Here is a 20,520-nt window from a genome sequence, read left to right as displayed (position 1 = left end):
TCTCGAAGAGCCGTTGACCACGATAGTTGCGTAGATAGACCTAGCGTGTCAACGTCACTCCTGCCGCGAGAACCGCTCTTCGACGTCCGGGCGCTGCGCCAGCCGGGGCGGAAAGCCGGGGCCCCGGCGCATCCGGGTGTCGTCCGGCGTCATCGGTTCCTTGCACTGGGCGCAGACGATTTCGGCGTGCGTGTCGTGCCCGCAGGCGAGGTGGTGCACGGTGATCGGCGGGCCCGCCTCCGTGGCCAGCCACTTGTCGCCCCAGCGGGTCATCGCGAGCAGCACCGGATAGAAGTCGCGGCCCTTTTCGGTGAGCACGTAGTCGTAGCGCACGGGCTCGGCCTGGTACGGCACCTTTTCCAGCAGCCCCTCGTCGACCAGCCGCTTGAGCCGGTCGGCGAGGGTGTTGCGTGCGATGCCGAGCGCCTGCTGGAACTCGTCGAAGCGGCGCACGCCGTAGAAGGCGTCCCGCAGCACCAGCGGGGTCCACCAATCCCCCAGCAGGTCCATGGTGCGCGCGATCGAGCACGGCCACTGCGCGAACGATGTCCGTTTCATGCGGCTGAGGGTACGCCGTTCCAGGGAAAGACTCAGCAGGTCAGGCGGGGCGCTACCCGCGGGGACGTCTGGTTGTGCACAGTTCGGCCGGGGTGTGGACAACCGGGCCCTCGGCGAACTGATTCCCGATTTTCCGTCCGGCCCCCTCGATACGCTGGAGGCGGGGGCAGCCCCCAGGGAGGGCGGGCCGTGCTCACCCCTTGGCGCCGGCAGCCCTTGCAGGTGACGAAGCAGGTGACCGCCGGACGCCGCCGTCCGCCTTGTCCTCGTCGCGACCGGCCCAGACCAGCCGGCTGTCGAGCAGGCGGCGGTAGGCCGTGCGGGGTTCGACCGCGCACCAGCCGGCGGGCTCGCCGTCGAGGTGGGCGACGAGCCCGGTCGCGTGGTCGGCGGTTTGGGCGCGGAGCCGCTCGGCGCGTTCTTCGGGGGTGTCCGAACGTCACTCGACGGGCGTGTCTCGAAGTCCTGGCCGCCGCGTCGCCGCGATCGCCTCCAGGTCCGCCCAGGACACCTCGTCGGCCGGCACGACAGTCAGCATGGTGCCGGCGTTAGACCAGGTGGCCGGTGGTCACGTCGACGTGGCCGGGGACCTCGTCGTGCGCGTCGCCGACCGAGAGCGTCCCCGCCGGTTCGACAAGGAGCACACTCGCACCCGTCTTCGACGACGGCTTGTGGAAGGTGCCCTTCGGCACCACGAAGACCTGCCCGCGGCCGAGCGTGACCACCCGTTCCGCCGGGTCGCGCAGGCCGATCTCGATCTCGCCGTCGAGGACCAGGAAGAACTCGTCGGTGTCCTGGTGGACGTGCCAGACGTGCTCGCCGTCGAACCGGGCGAGGCGGATGTCGTAGTCGTTGACGCGGGTGACGATGCGCGGGCTCCAGGCGGCGTCGAAGCTCGCCAGCACCTCGTTGAGGTCGATCGGGTTCATGCGTCCCATGCTCGACCTGGTGTTTCGCCGGCGCGAGTGCTAGGAATCGCACATGCCGCAAGAATTCTCGCACCGGGTCGTCGCGATCGTCACCGAGGAGTCGAACCCGTTCGAAATGGGTGTGGCGACCGAGCTGTTCGGCCTCCGGCGCCCCGAACTCGACCGGCCCTGGTACGACTTCACGCTCTGCGCGGCGACACCTTCGGTCCGGATGAACCTCGGGATGTTCACGCTGTCCGGCGTCGCCGGTCTCGAGGCCGCCGACACAGCGGACACGCTGATCGTGCCCGCCCGCCCGGACACCCACGTGCCGACGGCCCCGGCGATCATCGCGGCCATCCGCCGGGCGGCCGCCCGCGGCGCCCGCCTGGTCAGCTTCTGCACCGGAGCTTTGGCGCTGGCCGAGGCGGGCGTACTCGACGGCAGGCGCGCGACCACGCACTGGCAGTGGGCCGCTTCGCTGGCTTCGCGGTTCCCTCTCGTGCGTTGGGAACCGGACGTGCTGTTCATCGACGAGGGCAACGTCCTCACGGCGGCGGGCAGCGCGGCTTCACTGGATTTGGGCCTGCACCTGATCCACCGCGACCACGGTGCGGAGGTGGTCAACGCGGTCAGCCGCCGCCTGGTGTTCACCGGCCACCGCGACGGCGGCCAGCGGCAGTTCATCGCCCGCCCGGTCCCGGCGGTGCCGGAGACATCCCTGGCCCCGGTCCTGGCGTGGGCCCTGGAGCGGCTGGACACGCCGTTGACGGTCGCGGACCTGGCCACCCGGGCGGCCACCAGCCCGGCGACGCTGCACCGGAAGTTCCGCGCGGAGCTGGGCACCACACCGCTGGCGTGGCTGACAACGGAACGCGTGACGCTGGCATGCCGCTTGATCGAGCGCGGCGAGCTGAGGCTGGATCGAGTGGCGGCGTTGAGCGGCTTCGGAACAGCGGCGAACTTGAGGGCCCAGCTGCGGCGTCACACGGGTCTCAGCCCGAGCGCTTATCGCCGCCGCTTCGGCCCGGCGGCTTGATCTTCCAGCGCTCCAGGAGCTCACGAGCCTCCGGGCGGCACAGTTCGCTGACCGAGGCCAGCAATCGGGCGGCGGAGATGCGGATGTGAAGCGGCGCCCGCTCGTCGTGGGCGAGCTCGCGGGCAACGATGGCGGCGGCTTCGCGGTGGTCGCGGTGCAGGCGTGCAGCGGCCCAGGCGCTGCGGCAGCGGACCACCGGGCCGAGGCTTCGGTCGCGGGCCATGTCGAGGAGGCCGAGTACCGCTTCTTCGGGTCGGAAGTCACCGATCGTCTTCCAGACCAGCGCGTCTCCTTCGCCTTCAAAGCCGCGCAACACGTGGAGCACCTCGCCCCGCAAGTCGGGTCTGTGCACCCCCAGCCGGCCGGCCGCGTCCCGCCGCGCGGGACCGGGAAGCGTTTCGTCCTTCATCAACGACTCCAGCGCCGCCGTCCCGAGTTCGTGGCCCCGAACTCCCAGCCCGGCGAGGTCGTCCGCCGCCGACCAGCGCAGTCTGGGATGACAGTCCGGGTCGGCGGCGATCGCCTGGAGGAGCCCGGCGGCCGCAACGCGGTCTTGGCGGTCGTAGCGGGACAGCTTGCCGGCGGCGTCCCGCCGCAGCGCGAACGGGAAGCGCCGGTCGTCGCGGATCGCCCGGACGTCGTCCAAGCGCCTCAAGCCGAACAGGATGCGAAGCCGGAGACGACCGGCCATCCGTCCGTCGTCCAGCAGGTCTTCCAGGTGCTTGCGGCACGGCCCGGGGAGTTCGGAGGTGACGTCGAGCAGGACGAGGCCGGCTTCGGCCCGCTCACGCCCAGGCCGTCCGGCATCCGCCAGCACCGCTCGCGCGTCGGCGACGACACGCTCACGCCAACGCGGGTCCAGCAACGCCAGTTCCCGGCGCGCGCGACGAACGGCCACACGACCACGGCTCAGCTTCTCGAGTTCTTCGACGGCTCCCGGCACGAGCGCCGGGGAGATCTTGCTCAGGGCCACAGCTGCGTCGATCCGCTCGGCCGGCGCCGTTTCCGGACCGGCCAGCCGATCGAGGAGGACCCGCTCGGCTTCCCGGGCGAAGGGACCGTCTTTCCACCGGCTCACGCAATCCGACCAAGTCGCCGGTGAGACCAGGCGGTCCGATATCAGCGCGCGTGCGGCCGACCGGCGCTCCTCACCCGTGAGGTGGCGCACCACGGCAGCGCGGACTTCGCCGGACGTGACCACCGGGTCGTGAGCCAGTGCCAGCCGGCACCGGATCGTCGAGCCGTCGATCCGGAAGAACCCGAGGAACGTCAGCGCTTCACCCCGTTCCGCCGGAGTCGGCTCCGGCGCTCCGGCGATCGACAGCAAGGTCCGGCGGGCGAGTTCCCCCGCCGGTCCATCGATGCGCGCGAGTTCGTAAGCGGCATCGCAGCGTTGGCCGATCGGCTTCCGCTCATCCGCCATCGTCGCGCGCAGCGCGGCGGCGGTCACCGCGACGGTCGTGGGATCCAGGCCGGCCAGCTTGGTCATCGCACCGCTTCGGCAACCGGTGTCGATGAACGGGTCCTCGGCCTGCGACCTCAGTTCGGCCATCTCGGGCACCCCCGGGACCGGCAGCATCTCCGTGATGAGAACAGCTGATTGCTGCCGCTGATAGCAGTCCACGTCGTGATCGAGCACCACCGCGCGTACCTCGTCCACTACATCCGCACCGAACTCGACGACATTGCGCACATAGCGCGTCCAGCCGAAATTCTCCAGTCCGGAGCGAAGCCGGAGAACCATGTCGACCGCATCCGCAGACAGCAGAATGTTGTTCCGCAGCAGGAGAACAACCGCATCGCACCGCGCCGGGGCGTCGGCCGAGAAGTCGGCGGCCACCCTGCTCAGCACGGAAAGCACACCATCGTCGTCCAACGCGGCCAGTGCGTCCATCGCGTCCGCAGCACTGCATATCCGGCCAGGACGGCTGGCCGGCGAAAGCACCACCTCGCGCAACGCCCCGGACACCAGACGGCGCAGTTCGACGCCACCCCGGCTGACCTGGCGTCCCATGAAGAAGATCTCGTTGTCCTCGACGACACCGTCCCGGAGCAGCTTGACGAATCCTCGTCCGGCCGCGGCGTGGTAGCGGCGGTGCATCAAGGTCAGATTGACCGCCGCGTCGAACCGCTGACGACCACTGCGTTCCCGGTCGTCCATCACCTCTTCCAGTATTCGGGCCAGCTCGTCCGGATCGGGCACGTCCCACCGGTAATGCGGGAGCCCTTCGGCCCGGCTCTCACTGTCCTTTCGCCCGATCAGCTGCCCGATCACCCCTGCGGGGGGCTGCTGTGCCAGGTCTGGGGCAAGCCGCCTGAGCTGTCGCAAGATCTCGCACCGGAGCGTCAGCGGAAGCGGCGTTCCTGAGAGGCGAATCAGCAGGTCGATCACTTCGGGATGGAATTCCGGGCCGAGGAGGGAAAGTTCCAAGGCGGCCCGGTACCGCGTCTCGACGGTCGATTCGGGCCGGTTCATCGCGGAGCGGAGCCTGGCCAGGGCCGGCGCCTCGTGCGGTTCACCCAGCGCGGCCAGGGACCCGAGTGCGTTCATGGTGAGCTGGTCGAAGCCCAGCGGGTGATCGGCGGCGCGAGTGAACGCCTGCGCGGCTTCCGGCCAGTGGCCGGGCCCCAGGTCGGTCAGTCTGCTCCCCGCGGTGAGCAGAAACCCGTCGGCCGCGGCCGGATCGTCCAGCACCGAACGGATCAGTGACAGAGCCTGCTCGTGGAACTCGGGCCCGCAATCGGCGAGCAGCGACGCGGTGTAAGCCCGGTCGAACCCCGCCCCGGCCGAGCTGGTCGCCAGCTCGAGGATCAGCTCGCCCGCCCTGATGCGGTGCTGTGAGCCCAACCGGGCCAGGACATGAGCGCTGTACAGCCTGCCGGAGTAGTGCCGCCGGCGGTCGGCGACCCGGTTTTCGAGCGCGGTCACCGCCTCCACCAGGTACCCCGGTCCCACCGAGGCCAAGCCCACCGCTGCGTCCTCGACTCCGAGAGTCGACCACGAGCGGCGATGCAGCACGGCCCGGAACACCGTCGCACCGCGTTCGTGGAACTCGACGTCGATTTCCAGCAGGCTGACCGCGGCGGCCACGAGGTCCTGGTCGGTCGCGCCGGGACTGTCCAGCACCGCCGTCAGTGCACCGATCGCTCGGACCCGCGGGCCGGAGCCCAAGCCGGCGAGGACGACCGCGGCATCGCCGTGCTGCGTCGCCGTGACAGCCGGGCTTTCCAGCACGGACGCCAGGCCGGCCACCGCCGCCTCGCGCTCGTCGGCACCGCACTGCGAAAGCGCCTCCGCGGCGTCGAGCCGGGCCTGCACGTCGATGCCCGTGCTGCGCACGACCGTGCGAAGCATCGCCACCGCCTCCGCGCGGGCATCGCTGTCGAGTCGCGTCCCCAACGCCACGGCGGCCTCGACCCGCGATGGCCACGGCACGCCCTCATCGCGCAAAAGGCTTCGCAGCCAGCCCACCAAGCCGGGGTGGTGGGCGGCCCGGCTGACTTCGGCGAGGATCTTCGCGCCCGGGTACTGGGAGGTGGCGGCCCAGGCGCGCGCCGTCTCCAGGAACGCGTCCACGGCGTCCGTTCCCGCCGGCACGTGCCGGGCGAGCAGACGCGCTGCGAGCAAGTGCCGCAGCGGCCGGCCGTCGTGGAGGTACCGGATCAGGTGGTCCGCCTCAGCCGGATGCAGCCGCGTGTAGTGCACCAAGACTCGCCGGGCGTAGCGGCCGCGCTCGTCGGGCTCGGCCGCGTGCAGCAGCTCGGCGAAGCCGGGGTGCGCCCCATCGAAGGTCTCGGGAAGCAACCGGGACTTCGCCGTCGCCGCGAGGTGCTCGGCGAAACTGTGGTGGAGGAAGCCCAGGTCGTCAGCACGGAAGAGAAACGGGCCCACGGCCGCCAAGTGACCGATGAGCTGTTCGCGCCAGCCGGCCTCGGCGCCCAGTTCGGGCCGCTGCTCACCCACCCACCGGCAGGCCGCGGTGCTCAGGGACGTGTCCTCTTCGAGCCGGACCCGGCCCAGGTGCTCCAGCAGCATCCCGCAGCACTCGTCGAACGGCCCCGGCGGCACGTGATGCGCGGATCTCAGGTACTCCAGGTACGTCTCGTAGAGCTCGTACTGGTTGTCCGGCAGCGGCCGGTCGGCATACTGCTCGAAGATGATCGCTGCGATCGTAGCCAGCAACGGCACCCGGACGAGCTCGTCCAGGTGCGCCTCCCGGATCTGGCGGACGAACTTCTCCGCGGCACCGGCGCTTTCCGTGAACCAGTGCTCGGCGAACAGGCGGAACGCTTCCTCGCCGAACGGCAGCAGTTCGTAGCGTGCCGCGCCGATGCGCTGGAACGGCGCCAGCGTCGCCCCCTCGATCGGCCGGGTGGTGAGGACGACGCGGTAGGCCGCGTCCGAGGCCCATGCGGCCAGCACCGTGACCAGCCGGTCCCGGAGGGCGGTGTCGGCGACCTCGTCGAGCCCGTCCACGAGCAGCATCCACCGGCAGCCGGCGACGCGCCCGGCCAGGTCGTCCGGCCGCAGCGGCTGGGCGAGCATCGCGCCGTACTCGCCGCGGACGGTTTCGGACAGCGCCTCGTAAAAGGGCAGCTCGAGGCGGGTCGCGAGCTCACGCGCGGTCAGCCGCAGCGGAAGGACGGGCTCGCTCAAGGGCGGGGTGTCGCCGTCACCCTGCCAGCACCGGGCGGCCTCGGCGGCCAGCTGCAGCGACAGGGTCGATTTGCCCTGCCCCGGCCCGCCGGTCACCAGCAGATGCTCACCACCGTCGAGCGCTTCGCGCATGCTTCGCGACGGCGGCCGCACTGTGAGCCGCGCCGCCGGCGGGACGGGGACGTCGATGAGCCTGCCCTTGCTGTCGAGCACGGGGAGCGGCCGCACCTGGTCGGACGGCTGCAGCTCCGTCCCGGTCGTCACGTCTTGGCGGACGTAGACGGTCGACAGTGCCGGACGACGGGCCCCTCGCAGCCGGTAAGGCAGTCTCTCCGCGTGCCGGATCTGCGCGCGCAGCAGGGAACCGATCCTGGGTGGCAGCTCGGGGAGGTCCGACCAGTCCGCGGGCGGATCGACGGGAACCGGTTCGGCCGCCGGTGCCCCGTCCGCGAGGCGGACGTACATGTCGCCGTGGAGCGCACCGACCTGCAACGCCGACCCGGTCACGGCACCGCTGATGTGGTTGGCCGCCTCCGGCGGCGGTTTCTCCGCCACGAATTCTCCTCCCGCCGACCCATCGCAGGGTAGCCGGGACCAGCGCCCGGACAGCCGTGAAAAACCGTTGTCCGGCGGGAAAGCCGAGCGCCGGACCGTCATCAGGTGAATCTCGCCGAATGGTTCACCCACTCGGCGGAGCTACATTCGGTGATGACGGACAGCCGTCAAGCAGGCGGCGCTTCCAGCTCGGCGAGCGCCGCCGCCAGTGCGGCCTGCTGCACCCGCGCCGGATACGTCTGCGGGTCGGCCGCGGCCAGGACGTTCAGCCCCTCCACCAGCGCCACCAGGCTCTTCGTCGTCAGCTCCAGCCGTTCGTCCGTCCACTTCGGACGGCACGCCGCCACCAGCCGCCGGATCCTGGCCAGGAAGGAACGGTTTGCCGCGCGGTGGCGTTCGGCCAAGGCGTTGTCGGCCAATGCCGCCGCCAGGAAGCCCACCCACACGCGGGATTCCTCGTGGTGGCCGTGCGGGAGGTCGACCGCCTGGCCGAGGACCGCCGCCAGCGCGTCGAACGCGCCGGCGCTCGCCGCCTCGGCCGCGTCCGCCCGGATCGCCGTTCGTTCGTACAGCAGATCCCGCGCGTGCAGCAGCAACGCCTTCTTCGTCGGGAACGCGTGCAGCACCAAGCCCGTCGTGCAGCCCGCTCGCTCGGCCACCGCGCGCAGCGTCAACCCCGGCAGGCCGTCCTCGGCGAGCACCTGCCACGTCGCGTTCGACAGCAGTTCGCGCTGCGCCTGGACGTCACGTGATTTCGGCATCGCCCGGAAGCGTAACAGGTGCTACGGTAACAACTGTTACGGAAAGGACGCTCTGATGCTCGATGGCACGCTGACGATCACCGCGGTGGCCTGGGACGATCCCGACGCCGTCCGCCTGCGCGAGGCCCAGCGGACCGAACTCGACGCCCGCTACGGCACCGACGACCACGAACCCGGCGCGCTGCCCACCGCCGAAACCGTCGCCGTGTTCCTCGTCGCGCGCGACGGCGGCGGCGGCGCCGTCGGGTGCGGTGGCCTGCGGCCGCTCGGACCCGGGTCGGGCGAGGTCAAGCGCATGTACGTCGAACCCGCGGCCCGCGGTACCGGCGTTGCCGCCGCCCTGCTGCGCGCCCTCGAAAACCACGCGCGGAACCTCGGCATCAGCCGGCTGCTGCTGGAAACCGGCACCGGGCAACCGGACGCCATCCGCTTCTACCAGCGCGAAGGCTACGAACCGATCGAGGCGTACGGGCCCTACCGCGGCGAGCCGATCTCGCGCTGCTTCGCTCGCGATCTGTGATCGGTTTTCCGATGGGCCCGCCAGGCTGAGCTATTGGCGGCCGGGCGCGCACCGGGCCTACCGTCGGGGGCACGGCGATCCGCCGTTCCCCCCACGAACCGGAGTTCCCCTTGCGCTTCAAGCTGATCGGCGTCGCGGTGCTCGCGACCGCCGTCTTGGCCGCACCCGCACAGGCGGCGTCGAGGATCGTTCCGCTCGACCTCGCCGCCGGGCAGCAGCCGGAAAACATCGCCCTGGAGCCCGACGGCTCCGCCGACCTCACCTTCGCCTACACCGGCGAAATCGGCCGCGTCACTCCCGATGGCCGGGTCGGCGTGCTCGCCCGGATCCCGGTCCCCGCCGACGGCGACGTCCCGGTGGTCCACCGGAAACTGTTCCTCGGCGGGATCACCCGCGCCCCCGGCGGCGACCTGTACGTGGCCGTTTCGACCGGCACGGCGGCCACCGGCCTGTACCGCGTGCGGCCCGGGACCGCGCCGGTGCAGGTGGCCGCCCTGCCGCCGGCCGGCTTCCACAACGGCGTCGCGCGGGATCCCGCCGGCGGCGACGTCTTCGTCGCCGACTCGTTCGGCTCGGTGGTCCGGCGCGTCTCCCCGCGCACCGGGCAGGTCACCGACTGGGCCACCGGCGACCTGCTCGCCCCGGTGAACGGCTTCGGCGCCAACGGCGTGAAAGTCCACGACGGCGCGGTTTGGGTGTCCAATCCGGACCGGGGCACGCTGGTCCGGTTCCCGATCAGCGGGACACCCGGCCGGGTCGTCGCCGAGGGGCTCGGACCGGTCGACGACTTCGCTTTCCACGGCGGGACCGTCGTCGCGGCCGTCAACCAGGAGAACCGGGTGGTCACGATCAGCCACGGCCGCACGCGGACCATCCTGTCCACTTCGGACGGGGTGGCCAACCCGACGTCGGTGGCCGTCCGCGGTGACACGCTGTACGTGGCCGACAGCGCGTACTTCGGCGGATCGCCCAATCTGCTGCGCACCCGGCTGAAATGACCGTGCATCCGCACGCGGATTGTGCACGCGCTTCCGGTGATCTTCGGGAAACGGTTGCTGGGAACCAAATCCACCGGTAAGTTGGCGGGCCCCGGTGCTCGACCATCGGTCACCGGGGTACGCGCTGCTCGGTGGAAGCGGGGAGGCCACCTCCGAGAGAGCGCTTCCCGGCGGTATGGGTCGCCGCCGGGGTGCAGGAGGGAAGCAGTGCCTTGGTGTTGCGGGGAACGGTCATGGCCGAGCACGTGACGGAACCGTACCTGGTCGGCTTGGAAGCCATCGCAGGCGAGCTGTTGCGCGGTAAGTGGGGTGTCTACCTGCACGAATGGCTCGGCGACGAGCTCGATCTCCCCGGCTGGCGGACCGAGGTGGCCGCCCTCGCCGAGCAGGCCGGCGTCGAGGTGTGCTTCGTCGAGATCCCGCGCAAGGACATGACGCTGGTGGCCAACGTGCGGGCGCTGCCCAGCTTCGAGCAGGTCACCGAGTCCGTGGCGGCGCTCGAGCACTACCGGGACCGCACGATGGGCCGCCGGCCGGCCCAGTGACACGATCGCCGCGCTGCCGGACGCCCCGGCGAAGGCGGCGGGCCCGCACAGCCGGGACCGGCGGAACCACGTCCTGCCGGTCTTCGCCGGCCGCCGCATGAGCCCGCGGGGCTGCCGGCTGGTCGGGCGTCCGGGCGCAGGCCGGCCGGCGGCGCCTGATCCGCTACCCCGGGGCCGGCGCGGTTGACTTCAACCTTTCTCGAGCTTTTACCGTCGGCGGCATGACCGGACTCCGCACCGCCCTGCCCCCGATCCCGCGCACTGTCTGGATCGCCTCCGGCGTGATGGCGCTCGGCGGCTTCCTCGGCAACATGGACGCCTCGATCGTCGCCGTCGGGCTGGAAACGATGCGGGACGACCTCGGTGCCGCGCTCGTCGAAATCCAGTGGGTCGCCACGGCTTACCTGCTGGGTCTCTCGGCCGCGCTGCCGCTCACGCCCTGGCTCGGGCGCAAGTTCGGTGCCGGACGGCTGTGGCTCGGCGCACTGGCCGCGTTCCTGCTCACGTCGGTGGCGTGCGCGCTCGCCCCGGACGCCGGCACGCTGATCGGCGTCCGCGCGGTGCAGGGCATGGCCGCCGGCGTCATGGTCACCGCCGGGCAGACCGTGATCGGGCTGGCCGTCGGCCCGGAACGGCTGGGCCGCACCATGGGCACGCTGGCGCTCGTCGTCGGGCTCGCGCCGGTCGTCGGGCCGAGCGTCGGCGGGTTCCTGCTCGCGCACTTCTCGTGGCCGGTGCTGTTCTGGCTGAACCTCCCGATCGGGCTGCTCGCGTTCGGGCTGGCGCTGCGGTACGTGCCGCGCGGCGACCGGCAGCAGCCGCCGCCGGTGGACTGGCGTGGTCTGGCCTTGGTGTCGCTCGGCCTGCCGTTGCTGGTTTACGGGCTCACCGAACTCGCCACCCCCGGCTCGCTCGACATCGCACTCACGGCCGTCGGCGCCGCCGCCATGGGCCTGTTCACCTGGCGGTCGCTGCGCACCCCCCACCCGGTGCTGCAGCTGCGCCTCGTCGCGCGGCCGGTGCTGGGCTCCGCGCTCGCGTCCGTGCTGTTCGGCGGGGCCGGGATGTTCGCCGCTGTCCTGCTGCTCCCGCTGTGGTTCCAGGTCCGGCTCGGCGCCGGGCCCGCCGAGTCCGGGGTCCTGCTCGCCCCGATGGGGCTGGCCACGACGGTGTTCGTGTTCGTGGCCGGGCGGCTGACCGACCGCTACGGCGGCGGCACCGTCTCGCTCACCGGGTCACTGGTGGTGCTGGCGAGCACGGTGCCGATGCCGTGGCTCGGCCCGGACTCGCCGATGTGGCTGATCCAGGCCCTGCTCCTGGTCCGTGGCGCCGGGCTGGGGCTGTCGATCATCCCCGCGTCGACGGCGGCGTACGCGTCGGTCGCCGCCGCCGAACTCGGCCACGCCACCGCGCTGGTGAACATCGTGCTGCGCGTGGGCGGCGCACTCGGCGGCGCGCTGTGCGTGATCGTGCTGTCCCGGGGCCTGACCACCGGGCCGGCGACCGGGTTCGGCTGGGCCTTCGGCGTGCTGGCGGTGCTGTGCGTGCTGGGGGCGCTGGCCACGGCCTGGCTCCGCCACGCCGAGCGTTCGTCCACAATGGACAGCACGGCTTGAGTCGGTCGGAGGGTGGCGTAATCACCGGATCGGTGATTTATTGGAGCCGATCGTGCACTGTCGGTGAGGGGAAGGGCTGGGCATGACGGGGGTCGACAAGCGGTGGCTGACGGCCGCGGCCGTAACCGCGGTGTTGGGGAGCCTGCTGGCGGCGACACCGGCTTCGGCCGCGGAAGCGGTCGACTGGCAGCCCTGCGCGGACGCGCCCGGCGTCGACTGCGGCACGGTAACCGTGCCGATCGACTGGGCCCACCCGGATCGGGGCACCACGACCGTCGCGCTCGCCCGGCGCAAGGCCACGGATCCCCAGGCCCGGATCGGCTCGGTCCTGATGGACCCGGGCGGGCCCGGCGGTTCGGGCACCGGTGAGGTCAAAGCCGGCTGGTCGCTCTCGCCCGAGATCACCAAGCGCTTCGACACCGTGGGCTTCGACCCGCGCGGGGTCGCCGGCAGCACCCAGATCAAGTGCGGGCTCGACGAGCTGATCGCCGACTACCCGCAGGTCCCCCGCAACCAAGCCGAGTTCGAGCAGCTCGCGGCGTACAACCGGAACCTCGGCGAAAGCTGCACCCGGCTCACCGGGCCGCTGGCGGAGTTCGGCGACACCAAGAGCGTCGCGCGGGACATGGACGTCATCCGGGGCGCGCTCGGCGAGCGGAAGCTGACCTACTACGGCGTTTCCTACGGCACGCTGATGGGCCAGCAGTACGCCGAGCTCTTCCCGGACAAGGTCCGCGCGCTCGTGCTGGACAGCAACATGGACCATTCGCAGCTCACCGCGTGGGACTTCATCAAGAGCGAAACCCAGTCGGTGCAAGCGGAGTTCGGCGAGTTCGCCGCCTGGTGCGACCGGACGCCGAGCTGCGCGCTGCACGGCCGAGACGTCTCCGAGCTGACTCGTGACCTGCAGGACAAGGCCGCGCGCGGCGAGCTGAAAGACCCGCGAAGCGGTGATCCGGTCACGCCGCTGACGCTCGCCACGATCATCCAGAGCAACTTCTACGGCCCGAGCTGGGATCGGCTCGCTTCGGTGTTCAAGTCCTTCGCGGACGGTGCCGGGGCCGCGACGCGGCTGCGTGCGGACATCCCGGTCAACTACGTCCTCCCCAGTGTGTTCTGCGACGACTGGCGCTTGCCCGTGCACAACTTCGCCGAGCTCGAGGTCTACCGCCGTGCGGCCGCGGCGCTCGCGCCGGACGTCAAGGTCAACTCGCTGGGCTGGACCGCGGTCACCGGCTGCATCGGCTGGCCGAACCGCACCGGCAACCCGCAGCACCCGCCGCAGATCCACGGGGCACCGCCGCTGCTGATGCTGAGCAGCCGCCACGACCCGGCGACGCCGTACGCGTGGTCGCGGACAGCGGCTCGGCAGAGCGGCAGCACCTTGCTCACCTACGACGGCTGGGGCCACGGCGCGTACTTCAAGAAGAGCGACTGCGTGGTCAAGGCGACCGACGACTACCTGATCACCGGCCGGCTCCCGGCCAAGGGCACGCACTGCGCCGCGGTCGAACCGGGTACGGCCCAGGCGAGGATCGCCGGGCCGAAACCGCCGTCGACGATCGGGTTTTGACGGTTCCGCCGCGTGGTGGAATTCTTCTGCCACGCGGCGGTGCGCGATTCCGTCATCGTGAAACGCCAAAACCCGCGCGCGGCCCCAATTTTCCGGCCACCGCCGTTCGCGGCGGGACGGCTACCGCGGCCTGCGCCGCCAAAGGCCGGTGACCACGGCCAGCGCCCTGGCGCCGGGCGACGGGGTCCGGACCGCCGCCTCCGGGCCGATCCGGCGGCGCATCCGGTAGGCGAGTTCGAGCACTTCGAGGTCTTCGGGACGGCGCCGGCCACGGACGTCCGGTCGCAGCATCAGCTCCCCCACCGTGACGGGTCTGCCACTGGCACGGTGCGCCGTGCGCGCCATCAGGAACCTCCGCTGCCTTCGCCGGTCGGATCCCGATTCTATGAATTCCTTTCGGGTTCGTCACCTTACTGACGAGTTGTGTCCGGTGCGTGTCCCCCGCGCGTTAGCCTCGGCCCATGATCACCGTTGGGGGCCTCACCGGAGAAGACCGCGCAGCCTGGGAAAAGCTGTTCGCCGGCTACAACACGTTCTACGGCAGGACACTCGCCCCGGAGCTCGTCGACCGGGCTTGGCGCGAGTTCGCGAGCGGCGAGCGCATGCACGCCCTCGGCGCCCGGCTCGACGGCGAACTCGTCGGCATCGTCCACTTCTTCACGCACGTCAGCACCACTTCCGCCGACGTCTGCTACCTGCAGGACCTCTTCACCGACGGCAAAGCCCGCGGGCGCGGGGCCGGCCGGGCCCTGATCGAAGCCGTCGCCGGCTGGGCGCGGGCGCGCGGGTGCGTCCGCGTCTACTGGCACACCCACACGTCGAACACGACCGCGCGGCGGCTCTACGACCAGGTCGCCCTCGACAAGGGGTTCATGCAGTACCAGATCCCGCTGGACGCCTGAGGTCAGCGGCGGTGACGGCCGCCGCCGCACTCGTGGTGGCCCGCGGGACGGCGGCCGGTCCACATCGTCGCCCAGTCCGGCGTCTTCGGGCGGCCGCGCGACCACAGCGGGACGTCCGGGATCTCGTGGCGCACCGGCACCACCTGCCCGGTCGGCTTCGGTTTCGCCTTCGCCGGCGCCTTCGCCTTCTCGACGATCTTGACCGCCCGGGCCAGTGTGGCGCGGTGAGCGGCCGGACGGCCCGGATCCGGTGGCGGATCCACGACCGCCGGGGTGATTCCGGCCGGCTCCACCGGCGGCGCCACGGATTTCGGAACCGGCTTGGCCGGCGGCACGACGACGTCCGCCGGCAGCGGCACCAAGGCCACCGCCGGGGGTTCCAGGCCGGCCGGTGGCCACGCCGCGCCCGCGTGGCGCTGCACCGGCATCGACACCGCCGCACTGACCCCGCCGGTCAACGCCAGTGCTCCGGCGACCACCGACAGCATCCGCAACCGCGTCAGCGAACGCAGGACCTGCGGTTCTCCCCGGTGACGAGCCCGCGGGAGCACAACGGTGTCCTCGTCGCGGTAGCGGTCGCGCGGTGCGTCGGACCGGACGAGCAGCTCGGCGACGGTGACCTGCTCTCGGCGCGGAGCCCTGCGTGCCATCAAACCCTCCACCTGGGCCGTCCGGACGGGCGGCAACGCGTCCGGACGGCCGATCATAGGAACGGTTCAAGGCCGTGTAAAGGCTCGTTCACCCACGGTTGCAGAGCCGGGCTCGCGGCGCGGATTTTCCGCAGCGGGATCCGCGGACGCACCAAGAGGCAGCGGGATGCGCCCGCGGATCCGCCCGTCCGCCCGCAACACCGCGTCAAGTCCTGGTGAAATTGACAGATTTCCTACGAAGGTTTTGTGCCATCCAGACGAACTTCTCCGCCACGGCCCGATTTCGCTGTGCCATTCGCCAAAGTTTGGTTCCATCGGATAGCTTGCTCCTACCGGTCAGTACCGGTGGGTGAGGCCGATCGGGTGAGGCGATCAGCGACAGATCGAGGGAAGCGGGGACGACCATGCCCAAGCACCGGCCACGTCGCAAGAGCGGGCGTTCGGTCCGCCGGACCGCCGCCGCGCTCGCGGGTGGAGCGCTCGTCGTGCTGCCCACACTGACCACGGGCCTGCCCGCGCCGGTCGTGGTGGCCAACGCCGGCGACAGCCTGCCCGACCAGGCCGGCGCGGCTCCGCTGCAGCAGCCGAACATCGTCATGCCGCCGATCGCCGTCGACGGCAGCCTGCCCCAGCCGCCGCTGCCCGAGCCCTTGGTCGTGCCGGGCGGGCGCGCCGGCTCCGCGGGCATCTCCGGGTCGCTCGGCATCCCGGGCAGCATGCTGAAGGCGTACAAGAACGCGGCCGACATCCTCGCCAAGGAGCAGCCGAACTGCCACCTCGACTGGGCGCTGATCGCCAGCATCGGCCGGATCGAGTCCAACCACGCCCGCGGCGGGTACGTCAACGCCAACGGTGACACGCTGGAGCCGATCCTCGGCCCGGTGCTCAACGGCGCGGGCGCGTTCGCCGCGATCCCGGACACCGACGGCGGCAAGTACGACGGCAACACCCAGTGGGACCGCGCGGTCGGCCCGACGCAGTTCATCCCGTCGACGTGGCGCGGCTACGCCTCCGACGGCAACGGCGACGGCGTGTCCAACCCGAACAACATCTACGACGAGGCGCTGGCCACCGGGCGCTACCTGTGTTCGGGCGGCCTCGACCTCTCGACCGACGCCGGGCAGCGCATCGCCGTGCGCCGCTACAACAATTCGCAGTCCTATGTGGACACTGTGCTGGCGTGGGCGTCGGCCTACCGCGGCGGAGTGGCCCAGCTGCCCGACAGCCAGGTGCCGATCGGCGCGCCCGACGCGCCGGACGCCGCCGCGGCCGGTGCCCCGGTCGGCGTCCCCGCACCGCCGGCCCCGCCGGTCGTCGCCCAGCCGCCGGGTTCCCTGCCGGGCGCGACACTGCCGGGCAGCACCACGCCGACGACTCCGACGACCCCCACCACGCCCACCACCCCCACGACGCCGACCACCGAGCCGACGACTCCGACGACCCCTACCACGCCCACCACGCCGCCGCCGGCGACGACCAGCACCACCCCGCCGCCTTCGTCGACGGCGGCCGGCACCCCGGCCGGCTCGACGGACGCGCCCACCGAAACCACCTCGACCAGCCCGGCCGGCTGAGCCCGGTGGAACCGTTCCTGATGCACATCCGCTGCGACACCGACGGCTACACCCACGCCGTCACCGAGGACGAGTTCGCGTCGGGGCGGCACGACGGGCGGTTCCGGGCGGTGTGCGGGCACGTCGTGCTGGCGGCGCCGATGATCGAGGAACCAGGCCGGTTCGACCCGGTGTGCCGTGACGTCCTGCGCGGGGCCCCGGCGTCCGCGGTGCCCCGGCAGGAACGCCGCCGGTTGCGGTGGCGCAGCCGGCGCTAGCCCACCAGGGCCTGGATGCCGTCGAGCATCCGGTTCAGGCCGAACTCGTAGGCCGTGTCGCCCTGCGCCTTGGCACTCTGGTCGAACCCGCCGCCGAGCCAGATGCGGTTCATCGCCGGGTGCGCGTCGACGACGAAGTAGTTCTCCCAGAACGAAGACCGCTGGTGCCACCACGCCTCGGTCGACTGGCCGGTGCTGCGCTCCAGCCGGGTGTTCTCCGCGTCGAGGGCGGCGTTCGCGTCGACGTACGTGCCGATCCCGTTGGCCGCCGCGACCGCCTGGCGCGGCGGCAGCCCGAGCGCGTCCATGATCGACAGCAGGTACTCCTGGCCCGCCAGCTGGCCGGGGCCCAGCGGCGGCCGGACGCGGGAAACCTCGCACAGCCACGGGTGGTCGCGGTAGGCCCGCCGGGTCCGCTCGGCGTAGAGCGCGACCTGCTCGCGCCAGTCCCCGCGGCGCGGCTCGCCCGGCCCGGGCAGCCGCCGCTCGACGAGCACGTCGTCGACCATCAGGTCCACCAGCTCGGCCTTGCCGGGCACGTAGGTGTAGAGCGTCATCGTGCCGGCGCCGAGCTCCTTGGCGACGCGGTGCATCGACGCGGCGGTGAGCCCGTCGGCGTCCGCGACCGCGACCGCCGCGGCGACGATCCGCTCGATCGTCAGCGTCGGGCGGCGGCCCCTGGTCGGTTCGGCGGCGCCGCCGCGGGCGCGCCAGAGCAGCGCGAGCGTCCGGTCGACGTCCTCGGCGCCACTGCGTTCGGCGGTCATGCGGTCCCCTCGCTGTCGCCCGGACATTACCCTGGAAGCAGACGGAGGGGGTGTGAGGAGATGAGCGGGCGCAAACCACCCAAGGTGTCCTTCCGCTGGTGGGTCGACCGGCAGCTCGACGAAGCCCGGGAGCGCGGCGAGTTCGACGACCTGCCCGGCACCGGCAAGCCGCTGCCGAGGCCGACCGGCAACGACGCGGCGACCGACTGGGTGCTCCGCGAAGTCAGGAAGGGCGGCCACGACACGAAGGCGTTGCTGCCGCCGGCGCTCGCGCTCAAACGCGAAGTGCAGGACCTGCCGGGGAAGCTCGCCGCCGAGCGGACCGAACGGCAGGTGCGGGAGATCGTCGAAGACCTCAACGAGCGGATCCGCCAGGCCTACCTCAACCACCACACCGGGCCGCCCCTCACGGTGGCGCTGGTGGACGTCGAGGAAGCGGTCGAGGACTGGCGGCGCTCACGAGCCGCGTCGTAGCAGCGCCCGCTCCGCCGCGCTCCACGCCGTCGTGGTGAGCAGGTAGATCCCGGCGGCCTGCGGCACGACGAGCGTCGCGAGCACGGTCCCGTAGGGCAGCAGCCGAAGCAGCTTCCCGCCCGGGACCTCGGCGGCGGCCGGCTGCCGGCGCACCGAGAACCACGCGACGACGGCGAGGCCGGCCGCGATCACGAACACGAGCGGGCTGCCGGCCAGGCCGTGCGCGCCCAGCGGCGTCCCGAGCAGCGTCGCGCCGAGCAGCGAGTTGGGTTCACCGCCGATCGTGGCCGTGGTGAACAGCCGGTACATGACCGTGAAGAACGGCAGCTGCAGCAGCATCGGCAGACAGCCGACGAACAGCGACGTCCCGGAGTCCTGCTGCAGCTTCGTCATCTCCGCGGCCAGCCGCTCGCGGTCGCGGCCGTGCTTCTCCTGCAGTGCGCGGATTTCCGGCAGCAGAGCCGTCCGGGCCCGTTCGCCGCGGGCCGCCGACCGGACGAGCGGGTGCAGCAGGAGCCGCACGGACAGGGTGAAGACGACGATGGCCGGCGCCGCCGAAAGCGGGCCGGTGAGCGCGTGGATCAGGTGGTACGCGCTTCGACGGGCACGTCGAGAAAAGCGAACACGGGCAGCACTCCGCACGAGTGGAAGGGATGGGGGTGAGCGGAATGGCTGCGCCGGGCGAAAACCTACGCAGCCGTGCTGCGGGAACCGGGTGCTCGTGGTCTGCTGCGCCCGGGTGCGCCGGGATCGCGGAGCCGGATCGACTCGGCGCGCCGGGCGCGACGGCGCAGGGCCGCGGCTCGGCTGCGCACCGGCGCCGACCACAACGCCAGTTCGCTGCGGTGCGTGCTGCCGACGAGCAGCACGATCAAGAGACTCGCGGCGGCGAGGGAGGCGAACGCGACCAGCGCGGTCGGGCCGGTCAGCACGGGGAACGCCAGCTCGAGCAGCGTGTGCACGGCCGTCCCCCTTCCTTCCCCACCAGAGTAGCGAAATCGCTGACAGCCCGATGGGCGGTAACCTGGTTCGGTGAGAGGCCCACTGGTCGTCGTGCCGCTCCTGGCGCTGCTCCTGCTGTTCACCGTCCCGTGGTGGACGCTGGTGCTCGCGCCGGACTGGGGCGCCGCCGGCACGATCGCCGGCACCGCGCTGTTCGCGCTGGGCCTGGTGGGCATGCCGGTCGCCCTGGTGCGCGGCCACGGACGGCGCCAGCTCGACGGCGCCGCCCGCCTCGGCGACTCGCTGCTCGCCGTGATCTGGGTGCTGTTCAGCTGGTCGATCCTGAGCTTGGTGCTGCGGGTCGCGCTGCTCGGCGTCGACGACCCCGCGCGGTCGCGGATCGTCGCGGGCGCCACCGCGCTGATCGCCGCCGGGCTGCTGGTGCACGGCAACCGCGTCGCCATGCGCGTGCCGCCGGTCAAGGCGGTCGACGTCGTCATCCCGCGGCTCGGGCCGGGGCTCGACGGCCTGCGCGTCGCCGTGCTGACCGACACCCACTTCGGGCCGATCGACCGGACGAAGTGGTCGGAGCGGGTCGTCGCGGCGGTCAACGCGCTCGAGGCGGACGTCGTCTGCCACGCCGGTGACCTCGCCGACGGCGCGGTGGCCAAGCGCCGCAAGCAGGTCGACCCGCTCGGCGGCGTCCAGGCGGGGCTCGGCCGGTTCTACATCACCGGCAACCACGAGTACTTCGGCGAAGCCCAGGCGTGGCTCGACCACATGGCGGGGCTCGGCTGGGACACCCTGCACAACCGCTCGACGCTGCTCGAGCGCGGCGGCGACCGGATCCTGTTCGCCGGCATCGACGACCCGACCGGCGCGGCGTCGGGCCTGCCCGGCCACGGCCCGGACCTGGCCGCGGCGCTGGCCGACCGGCCCGGCGACGTCCCGGTGGTGCTGCTGGCGCACCAGCCGAAGCAGGTCCGCGAGGCCCGCGAAGCCGGTGTCGACCTGCAGATCTCCGGGCACACCCACGGCGGGCAGATCTGGCCGTTCCACCTGCTGGTGCGGTTCGACCAGCCGACGCTGTCCGGCCTGACCCGGCACGGGGAGACCCAGCTGTACAACAGCCGGGGCACCGGCTTCTGGGGCCCGCCGTTCCGGATCTTCGCGCCCAGCGAGATCACGCTCCTCACCCTGCGTCCGGCCTGATTTTCCCGGCCC

The 20,520-nt window shown here is 71.9% G+C and carries 20 protein-coding genes; 11 read left to right on the top strand and 9 right to left on the bottom strand.

From position 1 onward, the window contains the following. Positions 1-54: 54 nt before the first annotated feature. Both Q5425_RS15015 and Q5425_RS15010 read right to left on the bottom strand, forming a co-directional pair. On the bottom strand, positions 55-558 hold the full coding sequence (locus Q5425_RS15015) for a helix-turn-helix domain-containing protein (protein WP_308672812.1): 504 nt from the start codon (positions 556-558) through the stop codon (positions 55-57). A gap of 548 nt (positions 559-1,106) precedes the next feature. After that, positions 1,107-1,487, bottom strand: a complete 381-nt coding sequence (locus Q5425_RS15010; protein ID WP_396135173.1) for a cupin domain-containing protein — start codon at positions 1,485-1,487, stop codon at positions 1,107-1,109. A gap of 52 nt (positions 1,488-1,539) precedes the next feature. On the opposite strand from Q5425_RS15010, the gene Q5425_RS15005 reads away from it, so the two are divergent. Beyond that, positions 1,540-2,505, top strand: coding sequence for a helix-turn-helix domain-containing protein (locus tag Q5425_RS15005; RefSeq protein ID WP_308672810.1), 966 nt, complete (start codon positions 1,540-1,542; stop codon positions 2,503-2,505). Here the strand turns inward: Q5425_RS15005 and Q5425_RS15000 are convergent. Then, a complete protein-coding gene (locus tag Q5425_RS15000) occupies positions 2,462-6,991 on the bottom strand; it encodes a hypothetical protein (RefSeq protein WP_308672809.1) in 4,530 nt (1,509 codons plus the stop codon). The two genes, Q5425_RS15005 and Q5425_RS15000, sit on opposite strands and share 44 nt — an antisense overlap. Positions 6,992-7,884: 893 nt before the next feature. Then, positions 7,885-8,478, bottom strand: coding sequence for a TetR/AcrR family transcriptional regulator (locus tag Q5425_RS14995; RefSeq protein WP_308672808.1), 594 nt, complete (start codon positions 8,476-8,478; stop codon positions 7,885-7,887). Between the two features lie 55 nt (positions 8,479-8,533). On the opposite strand from Q5425_RS14995, the gene Q5425_RS14990 reads away from it, so the two are divergent. The 5 genes from Q5425_RS14990 (at position 8,534) to Q5425_RS14970 (ending at position 13,730) form a co-directional block, all read left to right on the top strand. Then, entirely contained in the window at positions 8,534-8,998 is a 465-nt protein-coding gene (locus tag Q5425_RS14990) for a GNAT family N-acetyltransferase (RefSeq protein WP_308672807.1), read from the top strand. 110 nt (positions 8,999-9,108) lie between these two features. Then, positions 9,109-9,996: a hypothetical protein gene (locus Q5425_RS14985; protein WP_308672806.1), complete on the top strand. Its 888-nt coding sequence runs from the start codon at positions 9,109-9,111 to the stop codon at positions 9,994-9,996. 233 nt (positions 9,997-10,229) lie between these two features. Continuing rightward, entirely contained in the window at positions 10,230-10,541 is a 312-nt protein-coding gene (locus tag Q5425_RS14980; protein WP_308672805.1) for a hypothetical protein, read from the top strand. Positions 10,542-10,762: 221 nt separating this feature from the next. Further along, entirely contained in the window at positions 10,763-12,157 is a 1,395-nt protein-coding gene (locus Q5425_RS14975) for an MDR family MFS transporter (RefSeq protein WP_308672804.1), read from the top strand. Positions 12,158-12,239: 82 nt separating this feature from the next. After that, positions 12,240-13,730 carry an alpha/beta hydrolase gene (locus Q5425_RS14970; protein WP_308672803.1) on the top strand — a complete coding sequence of 497 codons (1,491 nt, stop codon included), beginning with the start codon at positions 12,240-12,242 and terminating at the stop codon, positions 13,728-13,730. Positions 13,731-13,850: 120 nt separating this feature from the next. Here the strand turns inward: Q5425_RS14970 and Q5425_RS14965 are convergent, their stop codons facing one another. Then, positions 13,851-14,021, bottom strand: a complete 171-nt coding sequence (locus tag Q5425_RS14965; protein WP_308672802.1) for a hypothetical protein — start codon at positions 14,019-14,021, stop codon at positions 13,851-13,853. Between the two features lie 170 nt (positions 14,022-14,191). Here Q5425_RS14965 and Q5425_RS14960 point away from each other — a divergent pair, with 170 nt between their 5' ends. Next, positions 14,192-14,632: a GNAT family N-acetyltransferase gene (locus Q5425_RS14960; protein WP_308672801.1), complete on the top strand. Its 441-nt coding sequence runs from the start codon at positions 14,192-14,194 to the stop codon at positions 14,630-14,632. Positions 14,633-14,634: 2 nt separating this feature from the next. On the opposite strand, the gene Q5425_RS14955 is transcribed toward Q5425_RS14960, so the two are convergent. Next, entirely contained in the window at positions 14,635-15,282 is a 648-nt protein-coding gene (locus Q5425_RS14955; protein ID WP_308672800.1) for a hypothetical protein, read from the bottom strand. Between the two features lie 404 nt (positions 15,283-15,686). On the opposite strand from Q5425_RS14955, the gene Q5425_RS14950 reads away from it, so the two are divergent. After that, entirely contained in the window at positions 15,687-16,856 is a 1,170-nt protein-coding gene (locus tag Q5425_RS14950) for a lytic murein transglycosylase (protein ID WP_308672799.1), read from the top strand. Positions 16,857-16,861: 5 nt separating this feature from the next. Further along, the gene (locus Q5425_RS14945; RefSeq protein WP_308672798.1) at positions 16,862-17,113 is read left to right on the top strand and encodes a hypothetical protein; all 252 of its coding nucleotides are present in this window, start codon (positions 16,862-16,864) and stop codon (positions 17,111-17,113) included. Here Q5425_RS14945 and Q5425_RS14940 read toward each other — a convergent pair. Continuing rightward, on the bottom strand, positions 17,110-17,880 hold the full coding sequence (locus Q5425_RS14940) for a TetR/AcrR family transcriptional regulator (protein ID WP_308672797.1): 771 nt from the start codon (positions 17,878-17,880) through the stop codon (positions 17,110-17,112). The two genes, Q5425_RS14945 and Q5425_RS14940, sit on opposite strands and share 4 nt — an antisense overlap. Before the next feature lie 60 nt (positions 17,881-17,940). Between Q5425_RS14940 and Q5425_RS14935 the strand changes: the two genes are divergently transcribed. After that, complete coding sequence (locus tag Q5425_RS14935; protein WP_308672796.1) at positions 17,941-18,354, top strand: DUF1992 domain-containing protein; 414 nt, start codon at positions 17,941-17,943, stop codon at positions 18,352-18,354. On the opposite strand, the gene Q5425_RS14930 is transcribed toward Q5425_RS14935, so the two are convergent. Further along, positions 18,337-18,996: a membrane protein insertase YidC gene (locus Q5425_RS14930; protein ID WP_308672795.1), complete on the bottom strand. Its 660-nt coding sequence runs from the start codon at positions 18,994-18,996 to the stop codon at positions 18,337-18,339. The genes Q5425_RS14935 and Q5425_RS14930 overlap by 18 nt on opposite strands. A 47-nt stretch (positions 18,997-19,043) precedes the next feature. Then, positions 19,044-19,316, bottom strand: coding sequence for a DUF6412 domain-containing protein (locus Q5425_RS14925; RefSeq protein WP_308672794.1), 273 nt, complete (start codon positions 19,314-19,316; stop codon positions 19,044-19,046). Positions 19,317-19,407: 91 nt separating this feature from the next. On the opposite strand from Q5425_RS14925, the gene Q5425_RS14920 reads away from it, so the two are divergent. Next, positions 19,408-20,508, top strand: a complete 1,101-nt coding sequence (locus Q5425_RS14920; RefSeq protein WP_396135174.1) for a metallophosphoesterase — start codon at positions 19,408-19,410, stop codon at positions 20,506-20,508. The last annotated feature ends 12 nt before the right edge of the window (positions 20,509-20,520 follow it).

This window comes from Amycolatopsis sp. A133, assembly GCF_031082405.1.
Classification (GTDB): Bacteria; Actinomycetota; Actinomycetes; order Mycobacteriales; family Pseudonocardiaceae; genus Amycolatopsis.
Note: the sequence above shows the minus strand (reverse complement) of the source record. Positions and strands in the feature narration are given on the sequence as shown.

Excerpts from the sequence above, each read along its gene's own strand:
- Q5425_RS14950 (WP_308672799.1), top strand. The coding sequence starts at position 15,687 with ATGCCCAAGCACCGGCCACGTCGCAAGAGCGGGCGTTCGGTCCGCCGG.
- Q5425_RS14960 (WP_308672801.1), top strand. The coding sequence starts at position 14,192 with ATGATCACCGTTGGGGGCCTCACCGGAGAAGACCGCGCAGCCTGGGAA.
- Q5425_RS14995 (WP_308672808.1), bottom strand. The coding sequence starts at position 8,478 with ATGCCGAAATCACGTGACGTCCAGGCGCAGCGCGAACTGCTGTCGAAC.
- Q5425_RS14990 (WP_308672807.1), top strand. The coding sequence starts at position 8,534 with ATGCTCGATGGCACGCTGACGATCACCGCGGTGGCCTGGGACGATCCC.
- Q5425_RS15000 (WP_308672809.1), bottom strand. The coding sequence starts at position 6,991 with ATGCTGCTCGTGGACGGGCTCGACGAGGTCGCCGACACCGCCCTCCGG.
- Q5425_RS14940 (WP_308672797.1), bottom strand. The coding sequence starts at position 17,880 with ATGACCGCCGAACGCAGTGGCGCCGAGGACGTCGACCGGACGCTCGCG.
- Q5425_RS15010 (WP_396135173.1), bottom strand. The coding sequence starts at position 1,487 with ATGAACCCGATCGACCTCAACGAGGTGCTGGCGAGCTTCGACGCCGCC.
- Q5425_RS15005 (WP_308672810.1), top strand. The coding sequence starts at position 1,540 with ATGCCGCAAGAATTCTCGCACCGGGTCGTCGCGATCGTCACCGAGGAG.
- Q5425_RS15015 (WP_308672812.1), bottom strand. The coding sequence starts at position 558 with ATGAAACGGACATCGTTCGCGCAGTGGCCGTGCTCGATCGCGCGCACC.
- Q5425_RS14975 (WP_308672804.1), top strand. The coding sequence starts at position 10,763 with ATGACCGGACTCCGCACCGCCCTGCCCCCGATCCCGCGCACTGTCTGG.
- Q5425_RS14955 (WP_308672800.1), bottom strand. The coding sequence starts at position 15,282 with ATGGCACGCAGGGCTCCGCGCCGAGAGCAGGTCACCGTCGCCGAGCTG.
- Q5425_RS14965 (WP_308672802.1), bottom strand. The coding sequence starts at position 14,021 with ATGCTGCGACCGGACGTCCGTGGCCGGCGCCGTCCCGAAGACCTCGAA.
- Q5425_RS14970 (WP_308672803.1), top strand. The coding sequence starts at position 12,240 with ATGACGGGGGTCGACAAGCGGTGGCTGACGGCCGCGGCCGTAACCGCG.
- Q5425_RS14935 (WP_308672796.1), top strand. The coding sequence starts at position 17,941 with ATGAGCGGGCGCAAACCACCCAAGGTGTCCTTCCGCTGGTGGGTCGAC.
- Q5425_RS14980 (WP_308672805.1), top strand. The coding sequence starts at position 10,230 with ATGGCCGAGCACGTGACGGAACCGTACCTGGTCGGCTTGGAAGCCATC.